Source organism: Tessaracoccus oleiagri, from assembly GCF_900103275.1.
GTDB classification, from domain to species: Bacteria; Actinomycetota; Actinomycetes; order Propionibacteriales; family Propionibacteriaceae; genus Arachnia; species Arachnia oleiagri.
The window spans coordinates 285,056-309,727 of record NZ_FNGP01000001.1; the positions used below are offsets into that span (position 1 = coordinate 285,056).

General features: G+C 69.4%; 25 protein-coding genes. 17 read left to right on the top strand and 8 right to left on the bottom strand.

Going from position 1 to position 24,672, the window contains the following annotated elements; translation table 11 throughout:
* Positions 1–32: 32 nt before the first annotated feature.
* The 3 genes from BLR46_RS01250 to BLR46_RS01260 form a co-directional block, all read right to left on the bottom strand.
* Positions 33–1,019 carry a pirin family protein gene (locus tag BLR46_RS01250; RefSeq protein WP_093248211.1) on the bottom strand — a complete coding sequence of 329 codons (987 nt, stop codon included), beginning with the start codon at positions 1,017–1,019 and terminating at the stop codon, positions 33–35.
* Between the two features lie 53 nt (positions 1,020–1,072).
* Positions 1,073–2,278, bottom strand: coding sequence for a hypothetical protein (locus BLR46_RS01255; protein ID WP_093248213.1), 1,206 nt, complete (start codon positions 2,276–2,278; stop codon positions 1,073–1,075).
* A gap of 271 nt (positions 2,279–2,549) precedes the next feature.
* Positions 2,550–3,152, bottom strand: coding sequence for a hypothetical protein (locus BLR46_RS01260; RefSeq protein ID WP_093248215.1), 603 nt, complete (start codon positions 3,150–3,152; stop codon positions 2,550–2,552).
* Positions 3,153–3,236: 84 nt separating this feature from the next.
* Here BLR46_RS01260 and BLR46_RS01265 point away from each other — a divergent pair, with 84 nt between their 5' ends.
* From BLR46_RS01265 to BLR46_RS01305, 9 genes are all read left to right on the top strand, one after another.
* Positions 3,237–3,491, top strand: coding sequence for an acyl carrier protein (locus tag BLR46_RS01265; protein WP_093248217.1), 255 nt, complete (start codon positions 3,237–3,239; stop codon positions 3,489–3,491).
* A complete protein-coding gene (locus BLR46_RS01270; protein ID WP_093248219.1) occupies positions 3,488–4,723 on the top strand; it encodes a class I adenylate-forming enzyme family protein in 1,236 nt (411 codons plus the stop codon). Before BLR46_RS01265 ends, BLR46_RS01270 begins: the two co-directional genes overlap by 4 nt.
* On the top strand, positions 4,716–5,459 hold the full coding sequence (locus BLR46_RS01275) for an SDR family NAD(P)-dependent oxidoreductase (protein ID WP_093248221.1): 744 nt from the start codon (positions 4,716–4,718) through the stop codon (positions 5,457–5,459). Before BLR46_RS01270 ends, BLR46_RS01275 begins: the two co-directional genes overlap by 8 nt.
* Before the next feature lie 4 nt (positions 5,460–5,463).
* The gene (locus BLR46_RS01280) at positions 5,464–5,817 is read left to right on the top strand and encodes a hypothetical protein (RefSeq protein ID WP_093248223.1); all 354 of its coding nucleotides are present in this window, start codon (positions 5,464–5,466) and stop codon (positions 5,815–5,817) included.
* 158 nt (positions 5,818–5,975) lie between these two features.
* A complete protein-coding gene (locus BLR46_RS01285; RefSeq protein ID WP_093248225.1) occupies positions 5,976–6,842 on the top strand; it encodes a glycosyltransferase family 2 protein in 867 nt (288 codons plus the stop codon).
* Positions 6,839–7,819 carry a hypothetical protein gene (locus tag BLR46_RS01290; protein ID WP_143008164.1) on the top strand — a complete coding sequence of 327 codons (981 nt, stop codon included), beginning with the start codon at positions 6,839–6,841 and terminating at the stop codon, positions 7,817–7,819. The genes BLR46_RS01285 and BLR46_RS01290 overlap by 4 nt, the downstream gene beginning before the upstream one ends.
* Positions 7,820–7,851: 32 nt before the next feature.
* Entirely contained in the window at positions 7,852–8,652 is an 801-nt protein-coding gene (locus tag BLR46_RS01295) for an ABC transporter permease (RefSeq protein ID WP_093248229.1), read from the top strand.
* Complete coding sequence (locus BLR46_RS01300; protein WP_093248231.1) at positions 8,652–9,404, top strand: ABC transporter ATP-binding protein; 753 nt, start codon at positions 8,652–8,654, stop codon at positions 9,402–9,404. Before BLR46_RS01295 ends, BLR46_RS01300 begins: the two co-directional genes overlap by 1 nt.
* A gap of 79 nt (positions 9,405–9,483) precedes the next feature.
* Positions 9,484–10,797 (top strand): O-antigen ligase family protein, encoded by a 1,314-nt coding sequence (locus BLR46_RS01305; RefSeq protein ID WP_176761606.1) that lies wholly within the window; start codon positions 9,484–9,486, stop codon positions 10,795–10,797.
* On the opposite strand, the gene BLR46_RS01310 is transcribed toward BLR46_RS01305, so the two are convergent.
* A complete protein-coding gene (locus BLR46_RS01310) occupies positions 10,798–11,283 on the bottom strand; it encodes an SRPBCC domain-containing protein (protein WP_093248235.1) in 486 nt (161 codons plus the stop codon).
* Positions 11,284–11,519: 236 nt separating this feature from the next.
* On the opposite strand from BLR46_RS01310, the gene BLR46_RS01315 reads away from it, so the two are divergent.
* The 8 genes from BLR46_RS01315 (at position 11,520) to rfbB (ending at position 20,485) form a co-directional block, all read left to right on the top strand.
* Entirely contained in the window at positions 11,520–13,664 is a 2,145-nt protein-coding gene (locus tag BLR46_RS01315) for a multicopper oxidase domain-containing protein (protein ID WP_093248237.1), read from the top strand.
* A gap of 56 nt (positions 13,665–13,720) precedes the next feature.
* Positions 13,721–14,242 (top strand): DUF6328 family protein, encoded by a 522-nt coding sequence (locus BLR46_RS01320; protein WP_093248239.1) that lies wholly within the window; start codon positions 13,721–13,723, stop codon positions 14,240–14,242.
* A gap of 45 nt (positions 14,243–14,287) precedes the next feature.
* Positions 14,288–15,331, top strand: coding sequence for a glycosyltransferase family 4 protein (locus BLR46_RS01325; protein WP_093248241.1), 1,044 nt, complete (start codon positions 14,288–14,290; stop codon positions 15,329–15,331).
* Between the two features lie 98 nt (positions 15,332–15,429).
* On the top strand, positions 15,430–16,515 hold the full coding sequence (locus tag BLR46_RS01330; RefSeq protein WP_218118273.1) for a glycosyltransferase: 1,086 nt from the start codon (positions 15,430–15,432) through the stop codon (positions 16,513–16,515).
* A gap of 97 nt (positions 16,516–16,612) precedes the next feature.
* On the top strand, positions 16,613–18,004 hold the full coding sequence (locus BLR46_RS01335) for a sugar nucleotide-binding protein (RefSeq protein ID WP_093248245.1): 1,392 nt from the start codon (positions 16,613–16,615) through the stop codon (positions 18,002–18,004).
* A gap of 408 nt (positions 18,005–18,412) precedes the next feature.
* Positions 18,413–18,958 carry a WhiB family transcriptional regulator gene (locus BLR46_RS01340; protein ID WP_093248247.1) on the top strand — a complete coding sequence of 182 codons (546 nt, stop codon included), beginning with the start codon at positions 18,413–18,415 and terminating at the stop codon, positions 18,956–18,958.
* A 188-nt stretch (positions 18,959–19,146) separates the two neighbouring features.
* Complete coding sequence (locus BLR46_RS01345; protein ID WP_093248249.1) at positions 19,147–19,383, top strand: heavy-metal-associated domain-containing protein; 237 nt, start codon at positions 19,147–19,149, stop codon at positions 19,381–19,383.
* A gap of 103 nt (positions 19,384–19,486) precedes the next feature.
* Positions 19,487–20,485: a dTDP-glucose 4,6-dehydratase gene (gene rfbB / locus BLR46_RS01350; RefSeq protein ID WP_093248251.1), complete on the top strand. Its 999-nt coding sequence runs from the start codon at positions 19,487–19,489 to the stop codon at positions 20,483–20,485.
* A gap of 38 nt (positions 20,486–20,523) precedes the next feature.
* Here rfbB and BLR46_RS01355 read toward each other — a convergent pair whose 3' ends face one another.
* The 4 genes from BLR46_RS01355 to BLR46_RS01370 form a co-directional block, all read right to left on the bottom strand.
* Positions 20,524–21,306 (bottom strand): HAD family hydrolase, encoded by a 783-nt coding sequence (locus tag BLR46_RS01355; protein WP_093248254.1) that lies wholly within the window; start codon positions 21,304–21,306, stop codon positions 20,524–20,526.
* Positions 21,307–21,397: 91 nt separating this feature from the next.
* Positions 21,398–22,666: a serine--tRNA ligase gene (serS, locus tag BLR46_RS01360; protein ID WP_093248256.1), complete on the bottom strand. Its 1,269-nt coding sequence runs from the start codon at positions 22,664–22,666 to the stop codon at positions 21,398–21,400.
* A 63-nt stretch (positions 22,667–22,729) separates the two neighbouring features.
* Positions 22,730–23,668, bottom strand: a complete 939-nt coding sequence (locus BLR46_RS01365) for an NAD-dependent epimerase/dehydratase family protein (protein ID WP_093248258.1) — start codon at positions 23,666–23,668, stop codon at positions 22,730–22,732.
* Positions 23,641–24,636: a glycosyltransferase gene (locus BLR46_RS01370; protein WP_245701437.1), complete on the bottom strand. Its 996-nt coding sequence runs from the start codon at positions 24,634–24,636 to the stop codon at positions 23,641–23,643. The genes BLR46_RS01365 and BLR46_RS01370 overlap by 28 nt, the downstream gene beginning before the upstream one ends.
* Between the last annotated feature and the right edge of the window lie 36 nt (positions 24,637–24,672).

A 24,672-nucleotide genomic window follows, 5' to 3' on the forward strand; every position in this document is an offset into this window, starting at 1 on the left:
ACCTATGCCCGCCGCGGGGGCAGCCCGCCGGTTCAGGATTCGCGGCCGCGCCGGAAGCGGCGCTTGAGCCGGATGTCCGCGGGGAGCTCCGGGGCGGCGAGCCGGTCGGTGCGGCCCTGATACCCCTTCACCCGGCCGAAGCGGTCGAAGGGATCGTTGTTCCACTCCTCGCGGAGCCGGGCGATGTCCTCGTGGCTGCGCCCGATGAAGTTCCACCACATCACGATGCCCTCGTGGAACGGCTCGCCGCCGAGCAGCATCAGCCGGGCGGGGCGGTCGGTGGGGTTGTGGAGCCGCAGGTGGCCGAGCCCGGCGCCGCGGACGCCGAGCACGCTGTGGTCGAGGCGCTCCCCGTCGAAGTCCACCACGCCGGTGTCCACCAGGACGCCGTGCTCGAAGTTCGGGTCCACCGCGGTCTCCCACGTCGTCCCGGGCGTGAGGATGAGTTCCGCCCCGAGGAGCGGGGTCTCGGTGTGGATCGGGGACGACGCGTCGCCCAGCCGGCCGATGAACACCCGCGACTGCACGCCGCGGTGGTTGTCGTCGAGGGCCGGGGCGTGGTGCTGGAACTCGCGGGTGAGGTCGGCCGACTCCTTCGGGAGGACCGTCCAGAGCTGCACACCGTGCAGGGCCGCGCGGCTCTTCGTCGACACCTCCGAGTGGGCGATGCCGTAGCCCGACGTCATCAGGTTGACCTCGCCCGGCCGCACCATGGCGTGCACGTCGCCGGAGTCGCGGTGCTCGATCTCACCGGAGAACAGCCAGCTGACGGTCTGCAGGCTGGTGTGGGGGTGCGGGGGCACGTCCATGCACTTGCCCTCTTCGGGACCGTAGTGGTCGACGAAGCACCAGGCTCCGACGAACGAGCGCCGCATGTTGGGCAACGTGCGCCGCACTTGCAGGGCGTCCTCGCCGCCGAGCGTCACCTCCTTCGGCGGGTAGGACTCCACGACGTCGGGATGGTGCTCGGTGTGGGCGGGGCAGTCGATGACCGGCGAGTTCCGCTCCGTGTTGCTCATGCACCAACGCTAGCCCGGTGGCCCAGCCCCCGCCCGGGATCTGGGCGGGGGATTCAGCGGACTCGCGTCAGCCGGATCTCGGGGCTCACGACCCTGCCCTCGGCGTACTGCCCGACCACCCGCCAGCGGGTCGTGCCCGCGGTCGTGGCGCCGTAGGTCAACGGGATCGTGTACTGGCCGGTGCTGCTGCTCACGCGCTCCTGCGACTTCGACCACCGCTGGCCGGTCCAGACCTCGGTCCAGACCTTGATCGCCTTGTAGTCGGCGCTCACGTCGAAGCCTCCCGAGGCATAGACGGGCTGCCCCACCTTCGCGGTGGGCACCGCGTTGATCGTGGGCCTGGACACGCGGCGGAAGAAGAACGGCTCGGTGCGGGCGATGTCGCCGTCGCCGATGTCGCCGGCGACGCGGTACCAGTAGAAGTCCGGCTTGCTCGCGCCGTAGGTCAACGGGAGCACGTAGTTGCCGGAGGAGCCGGTGAGGCCCTGCTGGGACTTCGAGAAACCCGCACCGGTCCACACCTCCGTCCACACGGGCGCCGGCCACCTGACGTCGAAGTGGCCCCACACATTGGCCGTCTCGCCGACGATCTTCACGCCCGCGTGACTCGCGGCCGGCCGCGCGACCCGCTCGATGGAACTCGCCTCGGTGTACACCACCGCGCCGTTGTAGTAGCGGGCCCCGACACGGAAGACGTACTCGCCCGGGGTGTTGGCGCCGTAGGTCAGCGGCAGCACGTAGGACCCGGTGCCGCTGGTGGTGGACTCCTGGGACTTGGACCAGCGGCCGTCGACGAGGAACTCGGTCCACACCGGCTCGTTGGTGGCGTGGCTGCCGTCGAACCTGCCCCACGTGTTGGTGGCTTCCCCGATGAGCTTCCAGCCCGCGCTGTACACGGTCGGTTCCTTCAGGATGGCGAGGGGCACCCAGCCGGACACGACGTCGTCGACGACGGCGCGGACCCGGTACTCGCCCGCGGACTCGATGCCGCTCCAGAACTCGTAGGTGCCGTCGGGCGTGCTCCCGATGAGCATGATCCCGAGCCCGTCGGGCCCCTCGCTCTCGATCCGCAGCCGGCCGGAGCCGCAGCGCTCCAGCGTGACGACGACGTCCGTCTCGTCGACCTCGAAGACCACTGGCGCGGCCGGCTGGAGGTTGACCCGGCAGAGGGAAGGGGCGGCGCTGGCCGGCGCCGTCACCGCTCCGGCGGCGAACAGTGCGACTGCGGCGATCGTCGCCACCGAACGGGGGAATCCCATGACGTCTCCTGGACTCGGAAAGGAAGAGCCGCTGGTTGGGTACCTGTCGTGGGTGACTTCGGTGTCGTCCAGTGGTGGCAGCACAGTAGCGCAACCGCGGCACGGAGCCGCATCGGGCCCGCCACACGCCGGGCGGGAAGTTTGGGCGTCGGACTGGGAGCGCCTCTCGGCGCGGGGCCGCTCTCAGCGGCGAAGGTTGGAGCCCGGGGCTACCGCAGCCCGACGCAACGTCGAGAATAGGCGCTGCTCCGCCCCGATCCAAACGCGACCGTCAGTGGAGTTCGTCGTTTCGCCACAAGCGAGCGCAGACCGTGAGGTCGCGGGCCACCTGCTGCAGCCGGCCGGCGCGCCCGAGGTCGTGGGTGTGGCGGGCGAGTTCGGCCCGCCCGGCCACCACCACCTGGCAGAACGCCGCGGCGCGTTCGAGCGCGATGGCGAAGTCGCCGGTGAACGCCCCTCGGAGGATGGCCTCGGCGACGCGTCGCACTTCGTCGGGGCCCGGCGGCTCGGCGCCCGCGACGGCGTGGTGCGGTTCCGTCAGGTGGGTGCCGGCCGCGTACTCGCGGGCGACGCCGTCGGGATCCGCGGCCGTCCATTCGCGCAGCACGTACAGGCGGTACAGCGCCCCGGGCAGCGAGTGCGCCGGGCGGTGGGCCCACAGATCGGCGAGGACGGGCAGCCCGATCTCGTCGACGAGCGTCACGAGCCGCTCCGTCACGGCCGGGTCATCGGCGGCGCGGCCGGCGTGCAGCAGCACCGCCGCCGACTCGTGCGCGGCGTGGAGCTCGGCGATCGGGTCGGTGCCCTCGCCGAGCGCCTCGATGGCGGCCGGCGGCTTGTAGCTCGGGCGGCGGGGCGTGCCTCGTTCGCTCATCCGTCAAGCGTAGTCCGCCCTGCCGGTGGGGCCGGGAGCTGGCGGTAGACTGACGCGAGTCCCGATGCCTACCCAGGAGTGAAGATGGCCCAGATCAGCCGTGACCAGGTCAAGGAGATGATGGCCGAGGTCATGCGTCGCCAGAACAAGGTGCTCCCCGAGTCCGAGGAGACGCCGCTCGACGAGATCGGCTTCCGCTCGCTCGACTTCTCGGAGCTCGCGCTGCGGGTCGAGGACGAGCTCGACGAGGAACTGAACTTCGACGCACCCGGGCTGCGCTCCATCCGCACGGTGGGCGACGTGCTGGACTTCATCGACGAGCTCCAGAAGGATCTATGAGCTTCGAGCACCCCGACGCGCCGCAGGCCCCCCTCACGGTGACGAACCGCCTCGTCGCCGACGGCTTCGCGGGCACGTGGGAGGAGCTCGAGCCGCTCGAGCTGCCCGACCGGGCCGCGTTCTTCGCCCGCGACAACCTCGAGGCACTGCGCGCCGTGCGCCACCAGCGGGAGCACCAGCGCGAGCTGCTGATCGCCGCGCAGTCACGCTTCGAGCCTGCGCTCGTCGACGACCTGCTCCGTCTGGGCCTCACCGTCGTCTCCGGCGGGGGCGAGAACGTCCAGGAGCCGCCCACGCAGCGCGCCACCGACCCCGGCCGCATCTGGCTCCTCACATCGGGTTCCACCGGTCGCCCCAAGCAGGTCGGCCACACCCTCGACACCCTCCTCACTGTTCGCGGCAAGCAGCCCCCGCGCACCTGGCTGAACCCCTACACCCCCGGCGCCTACGCGTGGTGGCAGGTCACCACCCTCGCCCTGGCGCACCCCGGCACGTCGATGGTCTGCGTCGACGGTGGCCACCCCTGGGCGGAGATCGCGGCCGAGCACGGGGTCGACGCCGCCTCGGGCACCCCGACGTTCTGGCGCCAAGCGCTGCTCACCCAGCGCGACGAGCTCGCGGGCGTCGACTTCAAGCAGATCACGCTCGGCGGTGAGCCCGTCGACCAAGCCGTCATGGACCTCCTCGCCGACGCCTTCCCGAACGCCCGCATCTCGTGGATCTACGCCTCGTCCGAGGCCGGCGCCTCCATCGCCGTGCACGACGGGAAGGCGGGCTTCCCCGTCGAGTGGCTCGACCACCGTGCGGACGAGGGCCGGCCGGCGCTCAGCGTCGACGGCGAGGAACTGCTGATCTCCAGCCCCAACCGCGGCGACGGCGTTCCCGCCACCCTGCGCACCGGCGACCGCGTCGAGATCCGCGACGGCCGCGTCCACATCACCGGCCGGCTGGGGTCCGACGAGATCAACGTCGGCGGCACCAAGGTGTCCGCGGGCAAGGTCCGCGACGTGCTGCTCGCCCACCCGGGGATCGCCTGGGCCGCCATCAAGGCGCGCAAGGCTCCCGTCGTCGGCAACCTCGTGCAGGCCACGGTCGTCCTCGACGACAAGGGCCTCACCGAGGACGACATCATCCGCTACTGCACCGAACATCTCGCCGAGACGGAGGTCCCCCGCCGCGTCCGCATCGTCGAGGAGATCCCCCTGAAAGAGAGCCTGAAGTCCGATGTCTAACCCTCCCATCCCCGCCGCCAGCTGCGTCGTCGTCTCCGGCGGCTCCCGAGGGCTCGGCCTGGCCATCGTGCAGAGCATCCTCGACCATGGAGCGAAGGTCGCGACGTTCGCCCGCACCGTCACGCCCGAGCTCGAGGCCCTCGCCGCGGCGCACCCCGACCGCGTGCACGTCGCCTCGGTGGATGCCACCGACGCCAAGGCGGTGACGGCCTTCATCAAGGAGGCGGAGCGCAAGCTCGGCCCCGTCGACGGGCTGGTCAACAACGCGGCCATCGGGCAGGACTCGCTGCACGTGCACACCTCGCCCGAGCGCATCGCCGACATCATCAACACGAACCTCACCGCCCCGCTGGTGCTGTCGCGCACGGTGCTGCGCCGCATCCTGTCGGGCCGCGGCACGGGGCGCGTCGTGTTCGTCACCTCGATCTGCGCCCAGCGCGGCTACGCCGGCCTCGTCGCCTACTCCGCCACGAAGGGCGGCCTCGACTCCGCGATGCGCACCATCGCCCGGGAGATGCACGGCCGCGTGCTGGCGAACTCCGTCGCCCCCGGCTTCTTCGCCTCCGAGATGAGCTCCGTGCTCGGGCAGACACAGCTCGACACCATCACCCGCCGCACCCCGACGGGGCGCCTCGTCGAGCCCGAGAACGTGGTGCCGGTGATCGACATGCTGCTGTTCGAGGACACCAACATCAACGGCCAGACCCTCGTCATCGATGGTGGCGGTTCCATCTGACCCCGTGATCGTCCGGGTGCCGCGCGGCGAGCGGTGCCCGGACGGCTGCACCGGCGTCCACTCCTACACGAGCGACGGGATTCGCTGGTGCTGGCAGGGCGCAGACGCGGCCCGCGAGGCGATCGACGTCGAGCTGCCGACGGCCCCGCCCCCGGCGGCGGTGGCGGCCCGCTACGAGGGCGACGAGGACTTCTGGCTGGCCTGGACCCGGCTCGAGGTGGTCGCCAAGCTCACCGACACACCGATGCTGACGCTCGTCGCGCGGGGGGACCTCGGCCGGCCAGCCCCGTCGGACATCGCCGTCGAGCACCTCTTCCTGGACGGCGCCGTCGTCGCTCTCGGGCGCCGCACCACCTGAGGGCTGCTTCTGCGGTGCGCCCCGCCTCTTCGCCAGCGATTCCTACAAGTACCAGCGCTGCATCGCTGGTACTTGTAGGAATCGCTGGCGGCTCGGCTCGGGTCGGCGCGGTTGGTGTGGCCCCACTAGGATGAACGGGGACGGGCCAAGGAGGCTGGATGACGAAACCGACGGTCGGTGTGGTGCTGCTCAGCATGGGCAACCGCCCCGAGGAGTTGGCCCACGCGCTGGAAGGGCTCGCGCAGCAACGCGACGTCGAACTCGACGTCCTGCTGCTCGGCAACGGCTGGGTGCCCGAAGGGGTCCCCGATTGGGTCCGCACCGAGCACTCCGCCGAGAACCTGGGCTGCCCCGGGGGCCGCAACGCCGGTGCCCCGATGACCCGCGGCGAGTTCCTCTTCTTCTATGACGACGACGGCTACCTGCCCGACCCGAACACGCTCAGCGAGATGGTCAAGCGGTTCGCCTACGACGACGTGGCGGTCGTGCAGGGCCGCGGCGTGGACCCGACCGGCAAGCCGAGCCCCCGCCGCTGGGTGCCCCGACTGCGCAAGTCCGCCGAACTGCGGGCGGGGGACGTCGCGGTGTTCTGGGAGGCGATGGCGATGTTCCGCCGCAGCGCCTTCGACGAGGTCGGCGGCTGGTGCGGGGAGCTGTTCTTCGGCCACGAGGGCACCGACATCGCCATGCGCCTCATCGACCGCGGCTGGCGGATCCGCTACGAGCCCGACATCGTCGTGCAGCACCCCGCCACCCCGGCCGGCCGCCATTCGCACCACTTCTTCACGACGATGCGCAACCGCGTGTGGGTCGCGCGACGCAACATCCCCGGCCCGCTGCTGCCGCTGTACCTCGGCATCTGGCTCGGTGCCACGCTCGTCCGTGCCCGGAACGCCGACGCCGTCCGGCACGTCCTGCGCGGCTTCCGCGAGGGCTGGGCGACGCGCGCCCCCGGCGGCCGCCACCCCATCTCCTGGTCCACCGTCGTGCGCATGGCGAAGCTCGGAAGGCCCCCGCTGTGGTGAACCACACCGTCGTCTGGGCCGGTGTCGCCAGCCGGACCCACTTGGTCTACGGCGCCTCCTGGATCCGGGAGCTCACCAGGCAGCAGCCGGGTGACGTGACGGTGGAGATGATGGGCAGCCGCACGTTCTTCGGCGACGAGGCGATCACCCCCGCCGTGGTCGCCGACCTGCTCCCCGACCACGTCACCGTCGTCCCCTGGAGCAACGCCGCCACACCCAAGGACCGGCAACTCTGGATGCTCAGCGTGGGGGCCGTCGGCATCAAGCCCTGGCTGAGGCTGCACGCCAAGAACCCTGGCCGCCGGTTCGAGGTGATCGTCTCCGACGAGGGGCTCGGCTCGTACGGCAACTGGTTCTCGCGCCGCGAGGCGCACCGCCGCCAGGGCGTGAACGAGCCATGGCGCAGCGTCCGCACGAGCGCCGTCGAGACCGCGACGTGGGCCCTCACCAGCACGCGTTGGCCGCTCCACGTCGAGACCACGAAGGGGTGGGCGCTCAACAAGCCCGCCGCCGACGAGTTCCGCCGCCTCGCCCCGGAGCCTGAGGTGGCCGACCGCGTGGTGTTCATCTCGCAGCCCTGGCCGGAGCTCGGGATCATGGACGAGAGCGAGTACCTCCACCACCTCGACGACGTGGCTCGGGCCAGCAGGGCGGCCGGTCTCGAGTTCGTCGTGCTCCCCCACCCCGGGGAGCCGAGGCGACGCTTCGACCACCTGGACGTTGCCGGCGGGTCCGAGATGGCGGAGTGCAACGCCAAGGCGCTGGGCGCGAAACTGCTGGCCGGGGCGTCGTCCACGGCCATGCTGAACCTCGCGGCAATCCACGGCATCCCCGCGGTCCGGGTCGGAACGCCCCAACTGGCCGATTTGGACCGGAAGCTGGCCCCGAGGCAAGCTTCTTTGCTGTCGCGCTACGCCGCGCCGTCTCTGAGCCCGGAGGCGTTCGGGCGTAGGCTGTCGCAAGGTCTCGGGTTCTGACCCGGGGCCTGCCCAGGTCGAAAAGAGGATCAGTGTCCGTCATCAAGGAGCTCTGGCAGGAGCGCAAGGTGCTCAGCCTGCTGGTGAAGCGGGACCTGCGCGTCCGCTACTCGCAGAGCTTCCTCGGTTACCTCTGGACCGTGATCGACCCGCTCGCCAACGCGCTGATCTACTTCATGATCTTCGTGGTGATCTTCCAGCGCAGCGACGCAGGCCACCACCCCTATTTCCTGTTCCTGCTGGCCGGCCTCCTGCCCTGGCAGTGGTTCAACAGCGCGGTATCCGAGTCGATGCGGGCCCTGGTGACCGAACGGCAACTCGTCCGGTCGACGAAGCTCCCCCGGGAGATCTGGGTGGTCCGCGTCGTCGCTTCGAAGGGGCTCGAGTTCCTCTACTCGCTGCCCGTGCTGGCGCTCTTCGTCGCCGTCTACCTGGTCACGGGCGACGCGACCCTCGACTGGGAGCTGGTCTTCTTCCCCGTGGCGGCGGTCATGCAGTTCCTGCTGATCACCGGCCTCGGGCTCATCCTGGCCCCGCTCACCGTCATGATGTTCGACATCCAGCCGACGGTCCGGATCTTCCTGCGCATCTACTTCTACATGACGCCGATCATCTTCAACCTCGAACTGCTCGAGGGCACCCCCGACGGGCTGCGCTGGATCTTCCAGATCAACCCGCTCACCGGCATCCTCGAGCTGTACCGGGGCGGCATGTTCGACGCCGACATCCGGTGGCACGTCGTCGGCTACGCAGCGGTCGGCGTCGCCCTCATCGTCGGCCTCGGCGTCTACGTCTTCAAGCGCCTCGAGCGCTCGGTCCTGAAGGAGATCTGATGGGCGACGTCGTCATCTCGGCCAGGGACCTGGGCATCGAGTTCCTCCGCTCCCGCAAGCGCCAACTGTCCTGGCGGGAGATGATCTTCAAGCGGCAGGTGACCGGCGACCGGTCCACGTTCTGGCCGCTGCGCCACGTCAGCTTCGACATCCAGCAGGGCGAGGCCGTCGGTCTCGTGGGCGCCAACGGCGAGGGCAAGTCCACCCTGCTCAAGCTCATCGCGGGCGTCCTCCTGCCCGACGAGGGCGAGGTTGAGGTCCACGGCGGCGTCGCACCCATGATCGAACTCACCGGTGGCTTCATCGGCGACCTCACCGCACGCGAGAACGTCTACCTCACGGCGGGCCTCCACGGTCTGTCGAAGGAGGAGATCCAGGAGCGGTTCGACGAGATCGTCGACTTCGCCGGCGACCAGGTCCGCGACGCCCTCGATGTGCCGTTCCGCCACTTCTCCTCGGGCATGCAGGTGCGGCTCGGTTTCTCCGTGATCACGACGCTCGACCAGCCGATCGTGCTCGTCGACGAGGTGCTCGCGGTCGGCGACAAGGCGTTCCGCGAGAAGTGCTACCGCCGCATGGAGAACCTCTTGTCCCAGGGCAAGACCCTGTTCCTCGTCAGCCACAGCGAGCCGGACCTCAAGCGGTTCTGCACCCGCGGGCTCTACCTCCGCGGCGGTGGGCTGAAGATGGACGGCGAGATGAACGAGGTCATCGCCGCCTACAACCAGGACATCGAAGCGCAGATGCCCTGACGGCGTCGCCCAGCGGCGTTGCACAATCGTGACCTCGCCGACGAGGGGTTCACCCGGGTCGGATGGCAGGATGGGGCGAGTGGGACGACAGGAGGAGAGCGAGCGCTTCAGGAGGATCGGCAACCGGATCGGCCGCTCGTTCATCCCGTTCGTGGCGCTCGCCCAGGCCCTCCAGCTCGCCTTCCCGGTGCCGGGCGCGAGGTGGCTCACCTTCGAACTGATCGTCCTCGGCGCCATCGCGCTCCTCACGTCGCCCTGGTGGTGGCGACGCCGGCTGGAGCTCAGCCCGACAGCCCGGCTCACCATGGCCGCCTTCCTGGCGCTGGTCGCCTACGGCATCGTGTCGCTCCTGCTCCACCCGGAGCCGGTGGTCACCGCGCCGGGTGGGGGCCCGGTGCCGAAGATCTTCGTCCTCGTACCGCTGCTCACCGCGGTGGCGGCCATGTTCGCGGGCGTGGGGATGGTCCTCTCCGCGGAACGGGCACAGCGCATGCGGATCCTGGCCTGGGGCGGGCTCGCGGCGCTCGTCGTCGCCTTCCTGGGGTGGCCGTTCCAGTCCGCGCACCGCAACTACGTGCGTCTCGCCACCGGGCAGGGAGGCGCGGCGATCATCCACGTGATGTTCCTGATCATCGTCGCGCTGGGCCTCGCCCAGTACGTGCGGGGGCGGAGGCCGTGGCTGACGGCCGGGCTGGTGTTCGGCGGCCTGGCGGCCGTGATCGCCACCCAGTCGCGCGGGGCGATCGTGAACATCGGCGCCTGGCTCTCCCTGATCGCCGCCGGCTGGTTGATCCACTACCCGAAGGACTCCCGGAAGCTGTGGCCCGTGGGGCTCGCGCTGATGGTCGGGGTGTTCTCGCTGCCGTTCGTGCCGGGCCTCTCCCGGATCACGTCCTTCGAGGAACCGAAGCGGGCCGAGAACCTGCTCACCGCCCTGAACATCTGGTCGCAGGATCCCGTGACGATGGCGTTCGGCACGGGCCCCGGGCGGGTCTGGCCCTGGTACGCGTACGAGAGCGGGCTGTACCCGATGCCGGGAGGCGACTACACCCGGTTCGCCCCCACCCCGTTCGGCGACATCCTCCTCACACCCCACTCCACGCCGCTCGCGATGCTCGTCGAGCTGGGCATCGTCGGCGCGTTGCTCGGCCTCCTCATGGGGGCCAGCCTGCTGCTGGGCTGGTGGCGCTCCCGCACGTCGCTCGCCAGGCTCATCGTCTCCAGCGCGACGCTGGCGTGCCTCGTCGCCTTCCTCGTGGACACCTACCTCCTCCGCAACTTCGGCATCAGCATGTGGTGGTGGGCGACGATCGCCCTGGTGTCCTCCTGGCAGGAGGCCACCGACGAGGAGCGGGCCGCGCGGGCGCATCCCGCCCGTCGCGGCGCCGACTGATCAGACTCCGCCCTCGGCCAGGATGCGGTCGAGCTTGGCGTACCCGTCGTCGACACCCTGCCCCATCGCGGCCAGCATCCCGTCGCGGTTCTCGAACGACTCGAAGAGCGAGCGGGCGTGGAGCCGTGTGGTGCCGTCGCCCAGGTCCTCGAACCAGAGCCGTTCGAGGGAGACCTCGTCGGGCATGCCCTCCCACGTGAAGGTCTGGACGACGGTGTCGTCGCCGACGGCGTGGAAGCAGCCGTGGAACCCATGGGTCTCGCTCTCCCCCTCCGCGAGGTAGCGCCAACTGCCGCCGGTGCGCACGTCCCATTCCACGATGTTGGTGCGCAGGTAGTCGGGCCCGTTCCACCGGGAGAAGACCTCTGGGTCCAGGTGCGCCCGCATCAACTGGGCCGGCGAGGCGCGGAAGTCCCGGGTGATGTGGATGACGGGCAAGTTGTCGTCCCCACGGATGGCGGCCGTGTCGTACCTCGTCGTGGTCATGATGCCGTTCCTCTCCTGAAGCCGGGGCGCCCCGTGCGTGCGCCGGATCGCAGTTGTCTCAAGTGAACGCCCGTGGGGGCGCACTGTCAGCACTCCGCAACCGCCAAGAAATCGGACCCGGATCTGGCGCTGTCCTACGACGCGACGTAGTGTGTAACTCTCGGGGCCGTGGGGGCGATCCTGACTACAGACGCGAACCCGCTGCTCCGCCAGCAACTGGCGACAAGGCGGTCATCATGCAGTTCTCCCGGCGTTCCTTCTTCACCTACTCGGCCGGCGGCGCGCTCGCCCTCGTCGTGGTCGACCCACTCACCGGAGCCCACGTCGCGTTGGCCGACGCGCTCCCGGGCGGCACGTTGGCCGCCGCCGACATCCGGCAGTTCGCGAGCCCCCTCCTCGTCCCGCCGACGATGCCCCGCACCCGGAGGGCTCGTGCAGGCGGCGGCTTCGTCGACGAGTACGTCATCTCCGTGCGGCAGTTCGCCCAGCAGTTGCTGCCGCCGGAGCTTCCGCCCACGGTCGTGTGGGGCTACGGCCCGGCCGCCGGCGGTGCGGGCCGCTCGGGCCACAGCGCCCCGTCGATGACGATCGAGGCCGAGCACGGCGTCCCGGTCCGCGTCAGGTGGGTCAACGAACTGGTCGACGAGTCGGGCGGCTACCTGCCACACCTGCTGCCGGTCGACCCGACGCTGCACTGGGCCAACCCGTCGCGCCGGCCGGGCGCCGACGGCGTCGCGCGCACCGACGTCCGGCCGGACTACACCGGGCTCTCGTACGTGCCACCATCCGAGTTCACGGACCCCGAGACGCAGTACACGACCTACACCGGCCCCGTCCCGATGGTGGTCCACCTGCACGGCGCCATGGGGATGGGCGACGAGTCCGACGGCTATCCCGAGGCCTGGTACCTGCCCGCGGCGGCAGACCTGCCCGCCGACCACGCGTCGCACGGCAGCTGGTACGCCTACTTCGCCGAGAAGTCCCGAGTGCGCTTCGGAGTGCCCTGGCGGCCCGGCGAACAGGTGGCCCACTACCCCAACGACAACCGCGACTCGACGCTGTGGTTCCACGACCACGCCCTCGGGATCACCCGCTTGAACGTCTACGCCGGACCGGCGGGCTTCTACCTGCTGCGCGGGGGCGAGCACGGCGAGCAGCGCATCCTCGACCGGCGCACCGGTCGCCCGGCGGTCCTCCCGTCCCCCGCGCCGGGCACGGCTCCGGGCAACGGATCAAGGCCGACGTACGAGATCCCGCTCGCGATCCAGGACCGCTCGTTCAACGCCGACGGGTCGCTCTTCTACCCCGACACCCGAGCCTTCTTCGACGGCTACCCCGGCCCCTACGCGCCCGAGACCGCGATCGCGCCCGTCTGGAACCCCGAGTTCTTCGGCAACACCCTGATCGTCAACGGCCGCACCTGGCCGTTCCACGAGGTGGAGCAGCGACGCTACCGGCTGCGGTTCCTCAACGGGTGCGGTTCCCGATTCCTGATCCTGGACTTCGGCGACCTCCCCGGCGTCCGCGTCCACCGCATCGGCAACGACGGCGGCTTCCCGCCGGAGGCGCACGACCTCGCCGAGGACGGGCTGCGCCTGCTCCTGGCGCCCGCCGAACGGGCCGACCTCGTCGTCGACTTCACGAAGGTGCCCCTCGGCCGCCACGTCCTCGTCAATCTCGGCCCCGACGAACCGTTCGGCGGCGGGGAACCTGGCGTCGACTTCGAGCCGGCGGACCCGGCGACCACCGGACGGGTGATGGCATTCGACGTCGTCCCGGCGCGGGGGCGCGACCTCTCCACGCCCGGCGAGTTCCTCGTCCTCCCGGAGCGGGCACCGTTCGACGGGGAGGTGCGCATCCGTCGCCTCGCCCTGCTCGAGCACATGCACGACATCGCCGACCACGAGGTCGAGGAGGGGGAGGCGCCGGCGGCCGCCATGCTGGGCGTCGTCGAGGGCGACCCCCGCACCCGAGCGACGGCCCGCGCGCTGACGTGGGCCGATCCCGTCACCGAGAACCCCGAAGTGGGCGCCACCGAGGTGTGGGAGTTCTACAACCTCACCGCCGACGCCCACCCCGTGCACGTCCACGAGGCGCCGTTCGAGGTCCTGGACCGACGCCGGATAGAGGTCGAGGAGAGGGAGTACGTGGTGGGGATCGGTCCCTCGCTGGGCCCGGTGCCCGGCGGTGACCGGGGCCTCAAGGACACGGTGATCTCCTACCCCGGGACGGTCACGAGCATCCGGCTGACGTTCCGCAACCCGGGGCAGTTCGTGTGGCACTGCCACGTGCTCGAACACGAGGACAACGAGATGATGCGCCCCTACCGCGTCGGGCCCGTGCAGCCGGGACAGCCGGAGGGAGGGACCCACCCGCACTAGCCGTCCCGGCGCGGTTTCCCCCGCGACCTGCGCTTATGCCGCACTAGAATCGTCTGATGGCAGAATCCATGGAGGCATCGACGAGGACGCCCGGCCCGCGCCGCCACGAGACCCTGGCGGAGCGACTCGACCGCAACTGGAACGAGCTGCTCCAGGAATTCCGCGTGGCGCAGACGGGCATCCAGATCCTGTTCGGCTTCCTCCTGATCGTGCCGTTCCAGAGCGGCTTCACCGAGGTCGACAGCCGGCAGCGATGGGTCTACCTCTTCGTCTTCGCCTGCACGACCATCGCCACCATCTGCATCCTCGCGCCGGTGATGGCGCACCGGATCCTCTTCCGGCAGAAGCTCAAGGACAGCCTCGTCCGCCTGGGCAGCGCCCTCGCGATGGCGTCCCTCGCCTTCCTGGGCGCAGCCCTCGTCGGCGCGGTGGCCATGATCGTCAGCGTCGTCCTCGACACGACCGCGGGCTGGATCGCCGGCATCGCCACCTTGGCCGTCGTACTGGTTCTCTGGCTCGCCACACCGCTCGCCATGCGGGGCGACCGGGACCTCGACGAGGTGGACACCGGGCGCTGATCGCCCCGACGGCCATCGCACCGTCCCGTCCGTTTACGATGAGGCATGGCGATGCGCGTCACGTTCGCGTCCAGCCACGGCCGGCTCGGTGGTGGCGAAGTGATGCTGCTGACGATGGTCGGGGTCGCCATTTCCCTCGGACATGACGTGACGGTGGTGGCCCCGTCGTCACCGAGGGACGTGCTGGACCGGGCCGAGGACTACGGGGCGCGGGTGGTCGCCATTCCCGGGCACGGCTGGGAGTACCTCACCCGACTCAGGAGCTGGGACGTGCGCCACCGCGACGGCCTGCTCTGGTGCAACGGGCTCGGACCAGCCTTCGCCACCGCCGGCGGACCCAACCGGGTCGTCTCATTCCACGAACTCCCCTCCCGCACCGGCAAGTTGGCGGTGCGGTTCTCCGCCAAGGGCACGCGCATGGTCACGGTTCCCTCGGAGTGGATGCGCGGGCACCTCGGCATCGACTCCCGGGTGCTGGGCAACTGGACCCAGTTCGACGCACGCAAACCTCCCTGCTTCGAGGGCTTCCCCACGCACCGCCCGATCCGGTTGGGGTTCTTGGGACGCGTCACAAGGAGCAAGGGGGCGGTCGTGCTCGCCCGCGCCGTGGAGCGGCTCAACCGCGCCGACCCCGGCCGCTACCACTTGGTGGTCGGTGGTGAGACCCGCTTCGCCGACCGTCCCGAGGCGGAGGAGATCCAGTCGGCGCTGGGTCTGCTCGAACCGAGGCCGGTGATGCTGGGGTGGGTTCCCCCCGAGGACTTCTTCCGGCAGGTCGACCTGGCGGTGTTCCCCTCGGTCGCGCCCGAGGCCTTCGGGCTGGTCGCCGCGGAGGCGATGGCGTTCGGCGTGCCGTTCGTGGTGACGGACGCGGGCGCTCTGGCGGGGGTGAGCGGGAAGGATCCCCGCTTCGTCGCCCGGCCCGACGACGTGGACTCGCTCGTCGATGCGATCAGGGCTGCGGTCGAGCACTACACCGACGAGCACGTCCAACTGGACTACCAGCGATGGCAGGACTTCTACTCGCCGTCGGCGGGAAGGGTCCACTTCGAGATCCTTCTTCGCGAACTCGCGGGTGACTACTCATGATGCCGGTGCACTGACGCGCTGTTCACCGTCCCACCCCCCGCCAATGTGGATCGCGCTGCGTTACGATGACGCCATAACGGCACAGGCATGGAGGCTTGATGGTCAGACCCAGCGTGGCGATCGCCCACGACTACCTGACCCAGCGCGGAACCGCCGAACGAGTGGCCCTCATGATGGCCCGGGCGTTCCCGGAGGCCCCCATCCACACGACCGTCTACGACCCGGACGCCGCCTTCCCCGAGTTCCGGGAGCGACGCGTCCTCACCGCCACCGACGCCGCGCCCCTCCTCCCGCGGGACGACCAGCGGCTCGGGCTCGGCATGTACCGCCGGACCCTCGAACAGGCGCCAGCCATCGAGGCCGACGTGCTGCTCGCCTCCACGATGGGCCTGGCCCACCGATTCCGCACGCGGGGCCGCCAGCTCGTCTACGTCCACCCGACCGCGGGTTTCCTGCGCTCCGCCGACGAGGCACTCCGGCGCACCGCCGCCGGGCGGGCGCTCCGAGTGCTGAACCCGTTCCCCCGTCGGGAACGCGCCGGCAGCGACAGGTTCGTCGCCAGCACGAGCGTCGTGAAGACGCGCCTGGCGGAGCTGTACGGGATCGCCGCCGACGTGTTGCCCGCACCCCCGCCGGGTGCCGCACTCACCCCGCCGGTCGAGGTGCCGGGAATGCTGGACTGGCAACACGGGTTCCACCTCATGGTGAGTCGCCTCGTCGCCCACCGGAATGTCGACAAGGCCATCGAGGCGTTCCGCCAGTTGCCCGACGAGCGGCTCATCGTCGTCGGCGATGGCCCGCTGGGCGACGACTTCCGTGGCGACCTTCCCCCGAACGTCCGCCTGGTCGCCGGGCTCGACGACGGCGAACTGGCCTGGTGCTACACGCATGCCACGGCCCTTCTCGTTCCGAGTCGCGACGAGTACGGCCACGCCCCACTGGAGGCTGCGTACGCCGGGACGCCCACGCTCGCGCTGCGCGCCGGCGGTCTCGTCGACACGGTGCGCGAGGGCCTCAACGGCGCCTTCTTCGACGCCCCCACCCCCGAAGCCATCGCCGCCGCCGTCCGCCGCTCGCGTGACCGCGGGTGGGATCCGGGCAGCATCCGGGCCCACGCCGAGTCGATGTCCGAGGACCGGTTCATCGCCGCGCTGCGCGCGCACGTCGCCGAACTGTCGCGCTGATCCCCGGCGTGGGAGGGTGGCCCCAACTAGGCTGTGGCCCACGAATTCCTGCACCGTCGTCCCGCGGGCGACGGCCCGGTGGACGACGGGGGCCCGAATGACCGAACTCAGGATCGAGAAGACCGCGATCGAGGGCCTGCTCGTGGTCAGGACCCCGATCAACGTCGACAACCGCGGCTGGTTCAAGGAGAACTGGCAGCGGGAGAAGATGGTCGCCCTCGGACTGCCGGACTTCCGGCCCGTCCAGCAGAACATCTCCTACAACCAGAGGAGGGGCGCCATCCGGGGCATCCACGCGGAACCCTGGGACAAGTTCGTGAGCCTCGCCTCCGGCAGCGTCTTCGGCGCATGGGTGGACCTCCGACCGGGGCCGGGCTTCGGGACGGTGGTCACGCTGGAGATGGGCGTGGACGTCGCGGTCTTCGTGCCCTACGGCGTGGCGAACTCCTACCAGGCGCTGGAGGACGTCACGACCTACTCGTACCTCGTCGACGCCCACTGGAGCCCGGAGGCCAGGTCGCGCTACACCTACGTGAACCTCTTCGACCCCGCGCTCGGCATCGCCTGGCCGATCGGGCGCGAGGAGTCACTGGTCTCCGACGCGGACCTGTCGCACCCGCTGCTCGCCGACGTGACGCCGATGGCGCGACCCGAACGCGGTGTCGTGATACTCGGCGCGAACGGGCAGTTGGGCTCGGCGCTCCGGGCCCTGCTGCCCGGGGCCCTCGCGCTGGGAAGGGCGGAGCTGGACGTAACCGATCCGGCGGCGGTCGCCCGCTTCGACTTCTCGCAGGCCGACACCGTGATCAACGCGACCGGCTTCACGGCCGTCGACGACGCGGAGACGGATGGGGGCCGCCGACGGGCGTGGGCGGTGAACGCGACGGCGGTCGCCCATCTCGCAGCCGCCGCACGGCAGCACGACTTCACCCTCGTCCATGTCTCGAGCGACTACGTGTTCGACGGCAGCAGGCTGGAGCACGACGAGGACGAGCCCCTCTCGCCGCTCGGCGTGTACGGTCAGAGCAAGGCGGCAGGGGAACTCGCGGCCATGGGTGCGCCGCGACACCTGGTCGTGCGGACCAGCTGGTTGGTCGGCAACGGCAAGAACTTCGTCGCGACGATGGCCACGCTCGCCGATCGCGGCGTGTCCCCGAGCGTGATCGCCGACACCGACGGGCGACTCACCTTCGCCGACGACCTGGCCGCGGCGATCCTGCACCTCGTTGAGCGCGGCGCAACGGGCATCTACAACTTCTCGAACGGTGGCCCCGCCATGAGTTGGCACGAGATCGCGCGCCTGGTCTTCGAGCTGCGCGGCCGGGATGCGGCAGACGTGCGGGCGGTGACCACCGAGGAGTACAACGCCGGGCGCTCACACGTCGCACCACGGCCGCCGCACAGCGTCTTCTCGCTGGCCCGGATCCGCGCGACGGGATTCGAGCCGCCCGAGGCTGCGGACAGCCTCCGGGCATACCTTGCACCCTGATCCGGCTCCCACAGCGAATTGCGCGATTCATTCCGGCAAATAGTTTTAGATTGAAGTACTACTTGAAGTCGTTGATTAGGCCGTCGAACTGTCCTGACAAAGAATGGAGTATTTCGAGCCAATCGGCTGGCCCCGCAAGGTGTTAGCGTGTGCATTGGTTCGGCATAGACACGGCCCCCAATGACGGGGATCACCATACATAACGCCTAGTCAATCCCGTTTCTTAACGCAACTCCGCGTCGCCGATCAGACGCAATAAGTACCGATACTCAGATCCCGTGAGCTGAATACCTAAGGAAATTTGGGAGTCCTCCACCAAGGATTTTGGTGCCTTTTCGCCCTGAATTTGGGATTCTTGTAGGGCAGCCCAGGCGTGAGCCTCGGCGGAGGCACCTACAAGGAGTAACGATGACCGAAACGCTGACCCCCTGCGTGACCGCTTCGAACGTGTTCCTGCATCCCCTCCTCGATGAGGGCACCACCCCGTCCAGCCGGGCCGAGCGCCGCGAGCAGTCCATGCTCCGCGCCCAGGCCGAGCGTCTCTGCGAAGGGTGCCCGATGCTTGCTCCTTGTCTTGCCGAAGCAGTCACCAAGCACGACGTCTCCGGCTTCGTCGCCGGCACCACCCGTCGTCAGCGCCAGGAGATCAGGGCCCGACTGGGCATCCAGGTCGCCGCCGAGGACTTCGACACCTACGTCGGCGTCAACTCGGGCAGGCAGTTCGACCGCTACGAGATCCACCGCATGCGCATGGCGAACCCGGACCAGCCCCTCAGCGTGATCGCGCAGAAGGTCGGCTGTTCCGTCTCCACCGTGAAGCGCCACCTTCGCCGGCTGGAGCAGGAGGGCGGAGTACCGGCCACTCCCCCGAAGCCCGAGATGCCTTCGGCCGAGGTCGTCCTCGCCACCGCCCGCTCGCTCAAGATCGAGAGCGCAGCACCCAGGGCAGCCTGACCCCACAGACCCCCGATCACAGCAGCGCCCCGCCTCCCCCGACGGGGCGCTGCTGCATGTTCTCCCTGCCGTCGACGGGTGGCTACTTGATCCACGTCATGGAGCCCTCGCGCATCCGGCCATAGATTCGAGCCATCGAGGCAGCTTCGCAGCCCGACAGCCCGAGAATCCGACGAAAGGGAAGCACCATGTCCACCACGACCACCAACAAGAAGACGGTCCTCCGCGCGGAGGGTTTCTCCTGCCCTTCCTGCGTCGCCAAGATCGAGGGCCAGCTGGATCGGCTCGACGGCGTCCAGGAGTCGAAGGTGCATTTCGCCTCCTCCCGGATCGAGGTGCAGCACGATCCGGCGGTTGCCACCGTCGACGACCTCGTCGCCGCGGTGAAGAAGGCCGGCTACACGGCGACGCCGGCCACCTTCTGAGCCGCGCCGCCCCGGGGCCGCCCCACATTCCTGTGCGGGGCGGCCCCACCATGTCGGCGTCGACGGAGTGGGTGCTGCGGGGCATGTCAGATATTGTTTCCGCATGGCGAAAAGACTGGTCACCGGAGGCGCCGGGTTCATCGGCAGCAACTACGTCCACTACGTCGTCGAGCACACCGACGATGAGGTGGTGGTCCTCGACGCGATGACCTACGCGGCGAATGAGGCGTCCATCGCCGACCTCTCGCCCAACCGGGTGACGCTGATCCGCGGGGACGTCGCCGACGCCGAGGCCGTCGAGGCCGCGGTGCGCGACGTGGACCTCGTCGTCCACTTCGCGGCGGAGTCGCACAACGACAACTCGCTGTCGAACCCCAAGCCGTTCATCACGACGAACCTCGTCGGCACCTTCAACCTCCTGGAGGCCGTGCGGCGACACGAGGTGCGTTACCACCACATCTCCACCGACGAGGTGTACGGCGACCTCGAACTGGACGACCCCGAGCGGTTCCATGAGACCACGCCGTACAACCCGTCCAGCCCCTACTCGGCGTCGAAGGCCGGCTCCGACCTGCTGGTGCGCGCCTGGGCGCGTTCGTTCGGCATCCGGGCCACCATCAGCAACTGCTCGAACAACTACGGCCCCCGCCAGCACGTCGAGAAGTTCATCCCCCGGCAGATCACCAACGTCATCGACGGCATCCGCCCCAAGCTCTACGGGGCGGGCCTCAACGTGCGCGACTGGATCCACGTCGACGACCACAATGCGGCCGTCGAGACCATCATCCAGAAGGGCCGACTGGGCCAGACCTACCTCATCGGGGCCGACGGCGAGATGGACAACAAGTCCGTCATCGAGCTGATCCTCGAGCTGATGGGCCAGCCCGCGAACGCCTACGACCACGTCAACGACCGGCCCGGCCACGACCTCCGCTACGCCATCGACTGGAGCAAGCTCCGCGACGAGCTCGGGTGGCAACCGCGCTTCCGGGACTTCCGCTCCGGGCTCGCGGACACCATCGACTGGTACCGCAACAACGAGTCCTGGTGGCGTCCGATGAAGGCCGCGACGGAGGCCAAGTACGCCAAGACCGGTCAGTGACAGGCCGAAGCGCCCTTTGTGTCAGGTCGTTTGAGCGGTCAGAACCAGCGACGCAGCTCCTCGACGGTGCCGAGCTCGGCGAAGTCACCGGTCACGTGGTCGGCGACGGCCTTCACCTCGTCGGGCGCGTCGCCCATGGCCACGCCGCGGCCGGCCCACTCCAGCATCTCGATGTCGTTGCGCCCGTCGCCCAGCGCGAGCACGTCGGCGCTGGTGAGACCCAGGCTGTCGACGACGCGCTGCAGCCCGGCGGCCTTGTCCACGCCCTTGGGCGCGATGTCCAGCCACGCGGACCAGCCGACGAAGTAGCTCACCTCGTGCAGGCCGAGCTCGTCGATCAGCGGGTCGAACACGCGCTCGTCCTCGGTCTCGGGCTCGCGGATGATGAGTCGCGACACGGGCTCGGCGGCGAGTTCCTCGAGGGAGACGATCTTCACCTCGCCCTGCAGCTCCCCGTCGGGGAAGGGCGCGCTGGCGAACCGCTCGAGGCCGCGCTCCACGGCGAGCCGGGCGCGCGGCACGAGGCGGGACACCTTCTCGATGGACTCGGCGGGATCGAAGAGCACCTCGTGCTGCACTTCGAACGGCGGGTTCGTCACGACGACGGCACCGTTGGAGGACACGGCCCAGCCGGGCGGCAGGTCGAGGTGGTCGAACACGGGCTTGGTGGCGACCCAGCTGCGGCCAGTGGCCAGCACCGCGGGCACGCCGGCGTCGACGATCCGGCGGACCGCCTGGTGGACCTCGTCGGGCATCCGCCCGGTGGCGTCCACGAGGGTGCCGTCGATGTCAAGCGCCACCAACTTGGGGGAAAAGGTCATCGTTGCCTCTCAGGAATGCTTAGTACAGGCACGAATGGTGCCACAGCCGCGTGACGCCGCGGCGTCGTCTCAAATGAACACGTGGTGAACGTCACCCCAAGGGCTGCAGGGCCTCGCGTCCGCCCAGGTAGGGGCGCAACGCCTCCGGGACGCGCACCGACCCGTCGGCCTGCTGGTGGTTCTCCAGCAGCATGATGATGATGCGCGTCATGGCGCACAGGGTGCCGTTGAGCGTCGCGATCGGCCTCACGCCGTCCTCGAAGCGGCCGCGGATGCCGAGGCGGCGGGCCTGGAAGTCGGTGCAGTTCGACGTCGAGGTGACCTCGCGGTACCGCTCCTGCGTCGGGAGCCACGCGTAGCAGTCGAACTTGCGGGCCGCGGACAGACCGAGGTCGCCGGACGCCACGTCGAGCACCTGGAACGGGATCTCGAGGGCCTGGAGGAACTCCTTCTCGTAGGCCAGCAGCTTCTGGTGCCAGTCCTCGGCGTCAGCGGGGTCGCAGTGGACGAACATCTCCACCTTGTCGAACCAGTGGACGCGGAAGATGCCCCGGGTGTCGCGGCCGTGGGCGCCGGCCTCGCGGCGGAAGCACGGCGAGTAGGCGACGTACTGCTTCGGCAGCTCGTCGAGGATCTCGTCGGAGTGGTAGGCGGCCAGCGCCACCTCGGAGGTGCCGACGAGGTAGAGGTCGTCGGCGGGGAGGTGGTAGACGTCCTGCGCGGCCTGCCCCAGGAAGCCGGTGCCCTCCATCGCGGACGGCTTCACCAGCGCCGGAGGGATCATCGGGGTGAAGCCCCACTCGGCGGCCTTCTGCATCGCGAGGTTCAGCAGCGAGATCTCGAGCTGCGCACCGACGCCGGTGAGCACGTAGAACCGCGAGCCGGAGATCTTCGCGCCGCGCTCCATGTCGATGGCGCCGAGCAGCTGGCCCAGCTCCAGGTGGTCGCGGGGCGCGAAGCCCTCGGCGGCGAAGTCGCGCGGGGCGCCGACGGTCTCCAGCACGACGCCGTCGTCCTCGCCGCCGCGGGGGACGTCGTCGAGGACGAGGTTGCCGACCTGCTTCATGAGCGTGGTGAAGCGCTCCTCCGCCTCGCCCACGCCGGCCTCGGCAGCCTTGGCCTCGGAGGAGAGCGCCTTGGTGCGCTCGAGGAGCTTGGCCTTGTCGTCGCCCTTGGCCCGGGCGACCTCCTTGCCGAGCGACTTCTGCTCGGCGCGCAGCGTCTCGAAGGCGACGATCGACGCGCGGCGCGCCTCATCGGCGGCGACCAGCTCGTCGACGAGCTCCACAGACTCCCCGCGGGCCTCCTGCGAGCGACGGATGCGGTCGGGGTCTGTGCGCAGCACCTTCGGATCGATCATGGCGCCAACATTACTGGACCGATTCGGTGTGCCTCCCACAAAATCGGTTGGCTGCATAAGGCCTCATGCGCTGGAGCCCATGAAGCGCAATCGGAGATCGGCGATCGTGGCGGCGACGCCCACGCCGAAGGGTGTGAACGCGATCTGGTCGACCTCGACCCACCGTATGGAGCGAACGCTCAGATCGCGAACTTGGTACCGAGCGTTCGGGGATCCGCCGAGCAGGAGATCCGGCTTTCGCCCTAGTACCCGCTTCGTTTCCCCAATTAGAGTGGCTATCGACATCGGCCGCCCACTGCCAAGTATCTTGATGACGAAGCCGCCCTCCGCGCGCAGGCGCACCATGGAGTCGCGGACCAAGGTGCCGGCGTCCGGGGCGTATAGGTAGTCCCGGATCGTATCCAGCGAGACCCAGATGGAGCTGGGGCTGCGGCGCACGTGGTTCGCGCAGATCTGGGACACCAGGCCCTGCGGCTTCGAGAGATCTTGACCCGGACCGAAGAGATTCGTGATCCTTCCCACCAAGCTCGGCGTGCCCGTCGACGATGACCATTCCCGCAAGAGCTCTTCGGCCCGCAGCTTCGCAACACCGTAGGGCGCCAACGGAATCGGGGCAGAATCCTCGGTGAACGGGGGTGCTGGGTTGCCCGCGTACACGCCACCGACGGACGAAGCAAAAAAAACAGCGCCGGAGGGAACTCCTCTTAGCGCCTCGAGCGTCGTTGTGAACGCGGCCACTTCATTCTCAAGGATGTCGTTGCTGGTGCTGGTCACCCCTGCGCCGGCGCACCAGAGGAGTTGCCAGCCGCCGCCCCGGCCCTCAGCAGCGGCCACGAACGACGCCGCGGTCTCTGTCAACACCTGCCGGGCGAGCGCGGGCTCATTCCACGGGACACGGGGAGGTTGAAAGAGAGGACCTTCCATCGCCGAAGCGACGTGACGCCCGAGCAGCCCACCCGCGCCCACAACCCAAGTCAGCGGGGCTGGGGGCGCTGCTGCCACGGCCCATCCTTCGGATCGGTGACTATCAGGTAAGGCGGCTTGCCCATTGCCATCCCCACGAGTACCCCAATGTATTCCGCGATGACCCCCAACGAGAAGAGGATGGCGCCGCTGGTGATCAGGATGATCACGAAAGTCGACGGCCATCCGGGGGGCGCCGACTGGGTGACGATGCTCTGGACGATGATGAACGCCGCATACAGAAACCCGGAAAGGGAGAAAGCTATGCCCAGCCCGCTCACCAGACGCAGCCCCCGTGTGCCGGAAGTCAGTACCAATCGCCAGAAGTGCGCAAGCAACCGACGGAAGCTGTAGCCGGATTCGCGCCCGCCCTCAGCGCGCAGTGTCACGGGCGCCTGCGCGACACGATCCATGACCCAGCTAAGCGCCACGTCGAGGTAGACGCCGGTACCAACGTAGGCTGCCACACTTCTGCCCGCCTCGCCCACCATCAGCCGGTAACTCTGGAAGGTCGCGGGAGCACCGTCGGAGAGGGCCTTGCTGACGAGCCATTTGGCGCACTTGCTGGTGGCGTTGCGGAATCTGCCGTGGGGCGGAGGGTTGAGTGGATTGGCGTACACGAGCTGGGCCTGTTCCCGCATCGCGACGTCGAGGAATGTCCCCAACTCGGCGGGGTTGTGCTGCCCGTCCTCGTCGATGGTGGCAATCCAATCCCCCGTGGACGAGGCCATCCCTGCCAGGGTCGCAGGGTGCTGCCCGAAGTTACGACTGAGCCAGATTGGCCGGACGAAGTCGAACTTCTCATCCAAGCCACCCAAGACATCAGGACTCCGGTCCGGCCCATGGTCGTGGACCAGCAGCCACTCAGCGACCACCCATCTGTGTCCATCCGGCGTGACTTGCTCCGTCGTCAAGGCGGCCATCTCCTCTGCGAGCCCCGGAAGCGTGGACTCGCCCTGATACACGGGTGTCACCACCGAGATCTTGTGCAGCTTGGAATTCGTCACGTCAGAGAGCCTAGCCCTCTCACGCTGATCCGGGGG

Coding starts and splice junctions, on each gene's coding strand:
- BLR46_RS01250 (WP_093248211.1), bottom strand. CDS start 1,019: ATGAGCAACACGGAGCGGAACTCGCCGGTCATCGACTGCCCCGCCCAC.
- BLR46_RS01255 (WP_093248213.1), bottom strand. CDS start 2,278: ATGGGATTCCCCCGTTCGGTGGCGACGATCGCCGCAGTCGCACTGTTC.
- BLR46_RS01260 (WP_093248215.1), bottom strand. CDS start 3,152: ATGAGCGAACGAGGCACGCCCCGCCGCCCGAGCTACAAGCCGCCGGCC.
- BLR46_RS01265 (WP_093248217.1), top strand. CDS start 3,237: ATGGCCCAGATCAGCCGTGACCAGGTCAAGGAGATGATGGCCGAGGTC.
- BLR46_RS01270 (WP_093248219.1), top strand. CDS start 3,488: ATGAGCTTCGAGCACCCCGACGCGCCGCAGGCCCCCCTCACGGTGACG.
- BLR46_RS01275 (WP_093248221.1), top strand. CDS start 4,716: ATGTCTAACCCTCCCATCCCCGCCGCCAGCTGCGTCGTCGTCTCCGGC.
- BLR46_RS01285 (WP_093248225.1), top strand. CDS start 5,976: ATGACGAAACCGACGGTCGGTGTGGTGCTGCTCAGCATGGGCAACCGC.
- BLR46_RS01300 (WP_093248231.1), top strand. CDS start 8,652: ATGGGCGACGTCGTCATCTCGGCCAGGGACCTGGGCATCGAGTTCCTC.
- BLR46_RS01310 (WP_093248235.1), bottom strand. CDS start 11,283: ATGACCACGACGAGGTACGACACGGCCGCCATCCGTGGGGACGACAAC.
- BLR46_RS01315 (WP_093248237.1), top strand. CDS start 11,520: ATGCAGTTCTCCCGGCGTTCCTTCTTCACCTACTCGGCCGGCGGCGCG.
- BLR46_RS01320 (WP_093248239.1), top strand. CDS start 13,721: ATGGCAGAATCCATGGAGGCATCGACGAGGACGCCCGGCCCGCGCCGC.
- BLR46_RS01325 (WP_093248241.1), top strand. CDS start 14,288: ATGGCGATGCGCGTCACGTTCGCGTCCAGCCACGGCCGGCTCGGTGGT.
- BLR46_RS01330 (WP_218118273.1), top strand. CDS start 15,430: ATGGTCAGACCCAGCGTGGCGATCGCCCACGACTACCTGACCCAGCGC.
- BLR46_RS01335 (WP_093248245.1), top strand. CDS start 16,613: ATGACCGAACTCAGGATCGAGAAGACCGCGATCGAGGGCCTGCTCGTG.
- BLR46_RS01340 (WP_093248247.1), top strand. CDS start 18,413: ATGACCGAAACGCTGACCCCCTGCGTGACCGCTTCGAACGTGTTCCTG.
- BLR46_RS01345 (WP_093248249.1), top strand. CDS start 19,147: ATGTCCACCACGACCACCAACAAGAAGACGGTCCTCCGCGCGGAGGGT.
- rfbB (WP_093248251.1), top strand. CDS start 19,487: ATGGCGAAAAGACTGGTCACCGGAGGCGCCGGGTTCATCGGCAGCAAC.
- BLR46_RS01355 (WP_093248254.1), bottom strand. CDS start 21,306: ATGACCTTTTCCCCCAAGTTGGTGGCGCTTGACATCGACGGCACCCTC.
- serS (WP_093248256.1), bottom strand. CDS start 22,666: ATGATCGATCCGAAGGTGCTGCGCACAGACCCCGACCGCATCCGTCGC.